The organism is Microbacterium sp. AK031, from assembly GCF_024807145.1.
Classification (GTDB): Bacteria; Actinomycetota; Actinomycetes; order Actinomycetales; family Microbacteriaceae; genus Microbacterium.
In genome coordinates this window covers 147,187-156,287 of record NZ_JANUCA010000003.1, presented here as the reverse complement: position 1 = coordinate 156,287, position 9,101 = coordinate 147,187, and the positions used below count along the sequence as shown (strand labels likewise).

The window sequence follows — 9,101 nt, the reverse complement described above, 5'->3', positions numbered from 1 at the left end:
TCGAAGCCGTCCTACGGTCTGGCCCAGAAGTTCTTCTCGGTGTCGACAGACCCACCCCAGCCGACGATGTCGACCCACACATTCAGACCATCCTGGCCCTGGTAGCAGCCGATCTCCTTCGAACCCGAGCCGTCGAAGTTCACTGTGTACGTGTGGCCTCCGATGTGGTTGTAATGGTCCGAATTGCACCAGACCTGAGCCGAGCCGATATCCATGTTCTGCCAGTTGACGACGAACTTCAGGCAGGGGCCGTTGTTGCAGCTCGCGCCATAGCTGCCCTTGGTGACCCATACTCTGGGGTCGGGCTTCTTGTCTGTCGTGGCGGAGGCGGATGCGACGCTCGACCAGCCCGCCTTGTTCTGGACCCGCACGTCAAGCACCCACGTCTGCGAGTACGGGTTGCCGACCTGTCGACTGCCGGTGTTGCCGACGTTCTCCCAGCCGCTCCAGTTGCCATTGTGATCGCGGATGCGAATCTGCGTGGCGGTGAGCGGTGCTCCGTTGTCGCCGTTGTTGCTCCAGCTCAGCGTGATGTTCGAGCCGTTGTTCTGGGCTCTCGCATTCGGCTGCGGCGGGAGGCCGTAGGGCCTCGCCGTATTGGACTGCGCCGATGCGACACCCGTGTAGCTTCCGGTGCCGGTGTTGGACAGTGCGCGGATCTGCAGCCGGTAGTCCGTGCCGTTGTTGAGCCCGCCGATCGTGTCACCACTGAGGCCCTGCCAGTTGCCGCCGTTCAACCGGTACTGGTAGCTGATCTCCGAGTCCCTGGCGCCGTTTCGCTGCTCCGCCGTCAACCTGTACGACGAGGTGATGACGATCGACCGATCTTCCGCTCTGATTGTCGGCGTGTTCGGGGCATCCGGCCTGATCGCGCCGCGACGCTCCGCCGACGGAGGACTCCACGGCCCCCAACCCGCCTTGTTCTCGGCGTGGACGATATACGTGTACCCGTCCTCGGACGTATCCACGACCACCGCCTGGCTGGTCTGCCCGGCACCGACGTCGATGGTCTTCACGGTCGATCCGCCCTTGAGCACCTGAATCTGGTAGCGATCGATCGCATCGCCGTTGTTGTTCGGCGCAGCCCAGGTCACCTGCATCTGCGCCTGATCCTCGACCGGCGCCAGCTCAGCCGTCGTCGGCGCTGCCGGCTGCATCGGCGGACCTGCCGGGATCTCCGCGAGCGACCAGCCGCTGTAAGTCGACGGCTCAGGAGCCCGGTTCACCGCCTGCACCCTGACCTGATACGACGTGCCGTTCTCCAGCCCTTCCCAGGTCAGCGAGTTGCCGGTCACGCCGGTCTTCTCAGTGATGCCGGAAGGCGGGGCCGGCGAGATCTGAAGGTTGTACGACTCGACGGGTGAGCCCGGTGTCGTCGGTGTGGTCCAGGCGACCTTGAGCGACTTGTCGCCGAAGACGAGAGTCGGCGCGACCGGGGTGTCGGGGCGCGCATCAGGGCGCGCGACCGACGATGCGCCCGACGGTTCTGAGTCACCGACGCGGTTCGTCGCGACCACCTGGAACGTGTACTCGACGTTGTTCGTCAGCCCGTCCAGCGTGCACGTCGTCGACGCGCACTGCTTGCTGTACGCGCTCCCCGAGGTGCTCGAGACGGTGTAATGCGTGATCTCGGCGCCGTTGTTCGATGGAGCCGAGAACGACACCACGACCGTGCGGTCCTGCACGCTCGTCACCTGCGGGCGTCCCGGTGCCTCCGGCACACCCTGCACCGTCAGCACGATGCGGCCGTCGACATGCCTGTCGGCATCCTCGGTGGCATCCTCGATCGTGTACCTGACCACGAGAGTGCCGACGAATTCCCTGTCAGGGGTGACCCGCACCTCATCGCCCTGGACGGTGGCGCTTCCGTTGCCGGATTCCGGAGCGACGGAGACGAGCTTCAGCGGGGTCTCGGGGAACGGGTTGAAGTCGTTGGCGAGCACGGGCACCGAGATCGTCTCGCCCTGATCCGCCTCGTCGATCGTGTCGGTGTTGGCCGTCGCCAGTGCGCGCGTCGATGCCGTGACGTTGACGATCACTGTGCCTTCGATCGGCTCCGTCTCGCCATCCGTGATCCTGACGGTCAGCGTCTGGCTGGTGCCCTTCTTCACATTGGATGCCGCTTCGACGTTGAGCATCGCGCCGTCGTCGATGCCGGCCGTGAGGCCGTTGCCGGGGTCGCCGACGAGAGAGAACTCGTGCTTGCCGGCATCCTCCGGATCGGGATCTGTTGTCAACGCCGCCAGATCGAGTGCCGTGGCCGCTTCGCCGGGCGCGACGTTGATCTCGGCGCGGGTGAACGTCGGCGGCTGGTTCTCCGGGGGCAGCACGGTGATCGGGATCGTCAGTGTGGCCTTGCGTCCTTCCGGATCATCGGGACCGGTGCCGTCGGTCACCTCGAATGTGATCCCGTCCTCGCCGTAGTACCCGGCCTTCGAGGTGTAGACGAGGGTGCTGGCGTCCTTGACCAGATCGGATCCGTCGGCGTTCGACGCACTCACCTTCGCGTGCTCGGTGATCTTGACCGATCCGCCACCTGCGACCATCACGTACTCGTCCAGTGGCAGCTCTTTGGTCTCACCGCTGACGACTTCGACGGGCTTCGTCGACGTGAGCGACGGTCGCAGATCCTTCACGGCCGGCACGAAGATGAACGCCGACGTCGACAGGTCGTCGCGGTCGGTGAGCGTGTACCGGATCAGCTGCATCTCGTCGCCGACCGTGATGCGCACCTTGCCGTCCTCGAGCAGAGTGCCTCCCGCGCCTACCTCGACGTCCAGCCCCTCGGTCGTGCCATCCGGGTCCTCATCGTTGGCGAGGATGTCCACGTCACTTGTGAGCTCGCCGTCGATGAGGTCCGACGGCAGCACTCGGTCATCGCGGGCGATCGGGGCGAGCAGTGGCACATCCTCGTCCACGGTGATCTGCAGCACCGCCTGAGCCGTCGCACCACGCGCGTCGCTGATCGTGTACTGCAGAGATGTCTCGACCGCGCGATCCGGTGCCTGCACGAGGACGCGATCCCCTGAGACGCGGGCTTCGAGCCCCGAATCCTCCGGCATCACGAGGCCGTCCTTGACGAGTGCGATCTTGTCGCCCTCAGGATCGGAGTCGTTCAGCATCACAGGAACCGCGATCTCGCGCCCCGGCCGCACCACGACAGCATCCTTCACCGCATATGGCGCCTGATTCATCTCCTCCGCGGGTGCGACACCGACGCGGATCGTGGCCGTTCCCTCCTTGCCGAGGCGGTCGCGCACTCGGTACGAGAACGTGTCTACTCCCGCCGAGTCGGCGTACGCCTCATAGACGAAGTAGTTCTGCGCGACCTCGGTGATTCGGCCCTTCTTGGGGTTCGAGGCGAGGCCGATCAGCTCGACGGAGTCGCCGTCGGCGTCGATGCCGTCCAACGGCACGGCGATGTTCGCGACATTGCCGCTCAAGACGCGCGTCGTGATGTCCTGCGGGCGCGGAGCGGCATTCTCGTCCTGCACTGGCACGATCTGGATCGTGATGTATCCGCCGACCTTGTTCCCGCGAGTGTCCGACACCTCGTACGTGGCGTAGACGGTCTTGGCTTCATCACCGGCCTTGAAGCGCACCGTATCCTGAGAGACGAAGATCTCGCCGTCCTCCGGGTCGACGAATGGTTCGACCAGCTCGGGCTCGAGCGACAGCGCATCGCCGATCGGACTCGTGTCGTTCTCGAGCACGGGGATGGTCACGACGTCGCCGACACGCACCACTGCCTGATCCGGCGTGGTGACCGGCGGGAGGATCTTGTCCGGCGCGGGGATCGGGATGACGACCACCTCGCCCTCGGCCGTCTTGGATCCGTTCGAGATCCGATAGCTGATGCGCACCTGTTCATCGAGAGCGCCCTGATCCCCGATGCGCAGCGACTCGTGGTTCAGCACCGAGACCGATATGCCGCTTCCGGGCTCCACCGTCACCGACTGGATCACGAGGATGCCGCCGGACGGGTCGGTGTCGTTGTTCAGGACGCCCAGCAGCACCTCACCACCGGTCGGCAGAAGCGCGACGTCGCGCACCGCGACCGGGGGCAGATCCTGCTCGCTCGCGTCGGCCACGTCGATGCGGACGATCCCTGGCACCCCGTTCGGCCCTGCCGCGACCTCGTACAGGACGTAGTACACACCGGGCGCCGGCGCACTGAAGGTGAAGGTCTTGTTCGGATAGTCCGGAAGGATCGTCGCCCCTGGCGTCTCGTCACCGTTCACCCTGGTCAGGCGAAGCGGCTCCTGACCGGAACTGGAGTCGTTCGCGAGAGGCGAGACCGTCACCTGCTCGCCGACACGGGTCATCACGTGATCTGCGTTCGTCTTCGGCAGCGTCGACCCCGCGGGACGCACATCGAGCACGAGCGTGCCCGTCGCGATCTCGCCGAGCGCATCGGCCACGGAGATCTCGACTTCTTTGCGGCCCTGCAGGCTCGCCGTGGCGCGATAGGTGATCTGTCCATCGGTGGTGAATTCGACTTCGTCACCTGGTGCGGCGATGACCTCCCGCAGGTAGATGTCGTCGCCCTCGGGGTCGATCCAGTCCGGCAGGATGTTGTAGGAGACGGTTCCGCCGGTCTCGATCGCCAGTGCCGTCGTGCGCTTCGGCTTGGGGGCGGTGTTCGTGTCCCAGTCCTTGACAGAGAGATTCACGTTCGCGGTGTCCGTACCGCCGCGACCGTCATTCACCTCATATGCGAAGGACGCCGCGCCCGAGGCATCCTCTCCCACGGCGATCTGAAGCGAGCCGCCGTCGTAGATCGGCTGCACCGTGCCGATCGAGGGCTGCTGCTCGGCGATCGAGGCGACCAGCACGTCGCCGTCGGGGTCGTTGTCGTTGTCGAGAACGGGCAGCGCCGTGGTCTGACCCGGCCGTACCCCGAATTCGTCGTCCTCTGCGACGGGCGGCGTGTTCACATCCGTGCGCACCGGGAGCGTGGTCTCCACGGTCTCCTGCGTGGTGTCCTCTTCGTTCTCGGTCTCGCCCTCCGGGGGCGTCAGGTCATCCCAGTTGTCGACCTGCTGAAGGCTCTCGTCGGTGAGCCACGCTGCGCCGCCGACGGTGTCGTTGAGGATGATGACGTCGCGGTTCACCCGGAAGGTCAAGGATGCCGAGGATTCGGCACCGGGTACCTCTTCATTGATGTCGTCGTCTTCGCCGGGGCACTCGCGGACGAATGTGCCGGTGCCCGACCATGCACCGTAGCGGCAGCCGAGCAGCGACACCGGAGTCGCCGGGGTGCCGTTGCTGCCGCCTGCCTTCGTCACGACCGGCTCGCCACCGTCGAGTGGCACGTCGATCAGCTGCGATGCAGTCGCCACGGTCACGGCATCCGTCGCCGCGGAGGCGTACTGCAGCACTGCGGAATCGGCTTCGGGGATCTCGGTTCGGAACCCGCCAGGAGTCATCAGGGCGCTATCGGCCGGGGACAGCACGACCGGGGTCGAGCCGACCGCTGTGATGGACGGAGCGACCGAGGTGTCGATCTCGCCCAGGTCGGCGGACTGAGGGTCGAGCGCTTCACCCTCGTTGTCGACCGGGATGGTGACTACTTCGGCGTTCTCGCCGGAGACGGCGTACACCGTGCCGTCCTGCCCCACCGTGACGTCGGAGTTCTTGCCCAGTTCGACGAGCGGGTCGGCTCCCTGCAGCTCGAATCCCGAGATGCCCTTCACGGGCACGACCCAGAGGTCGCCCGAGTCGGTGTCGAGGATCGCTGCCGTCTGCGCGCCGAGCGCGACCTTCGCCGATCCGGGGATCGTGGTGCTGTCGCCGAGTGAGACGCGGGCGGAGTCGACGGCGGTGAGCGTCGCGTTGCTGCGGTCGGTGACGAGCACGGTCGAGGCGTCCTGCAGGATGTCGAAGCCCTCGCCTGTGGTGCGCAGCCCGCCGTCGAGAAGAGTGGACTCGTTGTTGAAGTGGCCGACCATGAGGGCAGAGGACTTCGTGATCCAGACGCCGCCGTCGTTCAGATCGACCTTCGTGGTCGGATTGCCCTCATACGCGAAGGCGAGTGTGCCGATCGCGACCACCGCTGCCGTGAGACCCGCAACGGATGCGGCGGTCTTCGGCTTCGCGCGCAACCATGACAGCGCCTTCATCGTCAGTTATTCCCCCGGTTGACCTCTGCATACGTCGTCATCGTCGTTCTCTGGCCGCTTGCGGCAGGACGCACCGGTACATCCTAACCGCCGGATGCGAAGCATCCCACGGGCAGAAATACCCATCTGATCAGGCGACCCGCCAGCACCCCTCGACGTGATCGTCGACCATGCCCGTCGACTGCATCAGGGCGTACATCGTGGTGGCGCCGACGAAGCGGAATCCCCGTGCGCGAAGCGCCTTGCTCATCGTCGTGGATTCCGGCGTCACCGCCGGCACGTCATCGAAGGAGCGAGGGCGGGCGCCGGCGGGCGGCGCGAACGACCACATCAGCTCGTCGAGCTCGCCAGGAGCCATCTCGGTCACGAGGCGCGCGTTGCCGATCGTGGCGAGGATCTTGGCGCGGTTGCGGATGATTCCGGCATCCGCCATCAGACGCTCGACGTCATCGTCGTCGAAGGCGGCGACGCGCTCTGGATCGAACCCGGCGAACACCTCTCTGAACCGCGGACGCTTGCGCAGGATGGTGATCCAGCTGAGCCCTGCCTGGAAGCCCTCGAGCGCCATCTTCTCGAAGAGCGCGCGGTCGCCGTGCAGCGGTACTCCCCACTCCTCGTCGTGATACCTGGCGTATTCGGCATCCGTCCCTGTCCATGCGCAGCGAGCGCGTCCGTCAGCACCGGTGAGGAGGGAGGTCATGGCACCACGCTATCCGGCCGGTCGGACAGTGGTCGCCGGGCACACCTGCACGACCGGGGAACACTTGCACGCCCGATTCGCCGGATGCATCGTGCATCTGTATCCGGAGCGTGCAGGTGTGCCGGCGTCAGGACTTCTTCTGCTGCTTCCGCAGAGCCTTCTCCGAGATCGGCGCCTGTCCGGATGCCGCGAGCTCGGCGTAGAACGCGCGTGCCTCGTTCTGACGCTCCAGCTCCGCACCGCTGGCGATGGGGGCGCGCACGTGCTCGGGCTCGTAGCCGAAGGCACCCACCAGGTCGAGCGCATGCGGGCGCAGCCGCAGGCAGAGGCGGTCGATGTAACTCGACACCGCGGCAGCGCGCTGCGTCGACAGGCGACCGTTGATGATGTGCCAGGCGAGGTGCTTCTCGACCAGCTGCAGTCCGAACAGGTCGCGCAGCCAGGTGAGCACCTGCTTCGTCCCCTCGTCGGGGATGCTGTTGACGGCATCTGTGAACGCCTCCCACTGCAGCAGCTCCCCGTGCGCGCGGGCGGCTTCGATCAGGTCGGCCTGATTCTCGTTGAACAGCTTCTCGCCGAGCACCTTGTCCTTGCCCGCCGGGCGCAGACGACCGGCGATATCGGCGATCATCTGCTGCACGCGATCGGCCAGCAGCTCGTGCTGCTGCTCGGCCCGCAGGCCGTTCTCGACAGAGCGCGCGGTCGAGCCGAAGTCGGCGATGTTCTGACCGAACCGGCGGAGGCCGGCGCCGTGGAACACCTTGCCCGCGGTCTGTCCGACGGCGTACTTGGCGAGAGCCGCGGCATCCTTGTCCTTGAACTGCCCCGCGAAATCCGTCAGCAGGCGCTTGCCCACCAGCTGCAGCAGGACGTTGTTGTCGCCCTCGAACGTGACGTAGATGTCGAGATCCTGGCGGAGTCCGACCAGACGATTCTCGAACATGTAGCCGGCACCGCCGCAGGCCTCCCGGGCCTCCTGCAGAGTGTCGAGCGCGTGCCACGTCGACAACGGCTTGAGCGCTGCCGCGAGGGTCTCGAGATCTTCGCGGTCGTCTGGGGTGTCTGTGCGCCCGGAGAAGACCCCGTCGAACTTCTGCAGGAACTCGTCATGCGCGAAGATCTGCGCGTAAGTGGTGGACAGGCGTGGCAGCAGGCGCCGCTGGTGCTTGCCGTAGTCGAGCAGCACGACCTCCTGCCCGTCTGCGCCGTCGAACTGGCGGCGCTGGGTGGCGTAGGTGATCGCGATGTGCAGGCCGAGGGCGGAGGCCCAGGATGCTGCGCCGTCGAGTGACACGCGTCCCTGCACGAGGGTGCCGAGCATCGTGAAGAAGCGACGACCGGGGCTTTCGATGGGGCTCGTGTACGTGCCGTCCGGTGCGACGTCGCCGTACTTGTTCAGCAGGTTCGTGCGAGGGACGCGCACGTGATCGAACGAGAGTCGGCCGTTGTCTATGCCGTTCAGACCGCCCTTGAGCCCGTCGTCCTCACGGGTGATGCCCGGCAGGTCATCGCCGTCGTCGCCGCGCAGCGGTACATAGAAGCAGTGCACGCCGTGGCTGACGCCGTTCGTGATCAGCTGCGCGAACACAGTCGCCGCGATGCCGTGCAGCGCGGCGTTGCCGAGGTACTCCTTCGTCGCGCCGCGGAACGGTGTGTTGATGACGAACTCCTCGGTCTCGGGGTCGTACGTCGCGGTCGTGCCTGCTGCCGCGACGTCGGAACCGTGCCCGATCTCGGTCATCGCGAAGGCGCCGGGGATGGAGAGATCCATGACCCCCGGCAGCCATTTCCTGTGGTGCTCTTCGGTGCCCAGCTGCAGGATCGCCGAGCCGAACAGTCCCCACTGCACGCCGGCCTTGATCTGCAGACTCGGGTCGGCCGCGACGAGTTCTTCGAAGCCGGAGATGTTGGCTCCGTTGTTGTCCTCGCCGCCGAACTCCTTCGGGAAGGCCCGGTGCACGGCCTTGTTGTCGACGAGGAGGTGCAGCTGACTGAGCACGCGCTCGCGGTGCTCGTCCTTGCCGAGTTCGTCCATCCGCCAGAACGCCGGGTCCTTGATCATCGCGCGCGCGGTGCGGCGGGTGTCAGCCCAGGTTCCCAGCAGAAGGTCGTTGACCCGGTCGACATCGATGCGGGGCGCATCGTCGTCTCCGGGTGTCGTTGCGGTGCGGACGGCGGCGTCGACCATGAAAGTTCCCCTCAAAGAGAAGTAAGGATGCTCCAACCGTAGGAGTCCTCCAACGCGCAACCAAGCGATGTGTGCGCAATCTCCAAGACAC

At 66.1% G+C, this 9,101-nt stretch carries 3 protein-coding genes; all 3 read right to left on the bottom strand.

The genetic code is table 11. The features are described from left to right. Nucleotides 1-11 precede the first annotated feature (11 nt). The 3 genes from HDC95_RS08735 to HDC95_RS08725 all read right to left on the bottom strand — a co-directional run bounded on the left by HDC95_RS08735 (nucleotide 12) and on the right by HDC95_RS08725 (nucleotide 9,010). Entirely contained in the window at nucleotides 12-6,122 is a 6,111-nt protein-coding gene (locus tag HDC95_RS08735; protein ID WP_259063015.1) for an Ig-like domain-containing protein, read from the bottom strand. Nucleotides 6,123-6,252: 130 nt separating this feature from the next. Continuing rightward, complete coding sequence (locus tag HDC95_RS08730) at nucleotides 6,253-6,822, bottom strand: DNA-3-methyladenine glycosylase I (RefSeq protein WP_259063014.1); 570 nt, start codon at nucleotides 6,820-6,822, stop codon at nucleotides 6,253-6,255. A 127-nt stretch (nucleotides 6,823-6,949) separates the two neighbouring features. Next, nucleotides 6,950-9,010, bottom strand: coding sequence for an acyl-CoA dehydrogenase (locus HDC95_RS08725; protein WP_259063013.1), 2,061 nt, complete (start codon nucleotides 9,008-9,010; stop codon nucleotides 6,950-6,952). Between the last annotated feature and the right edge of the window lie 91 nt (nucleotides 9,011-9,101).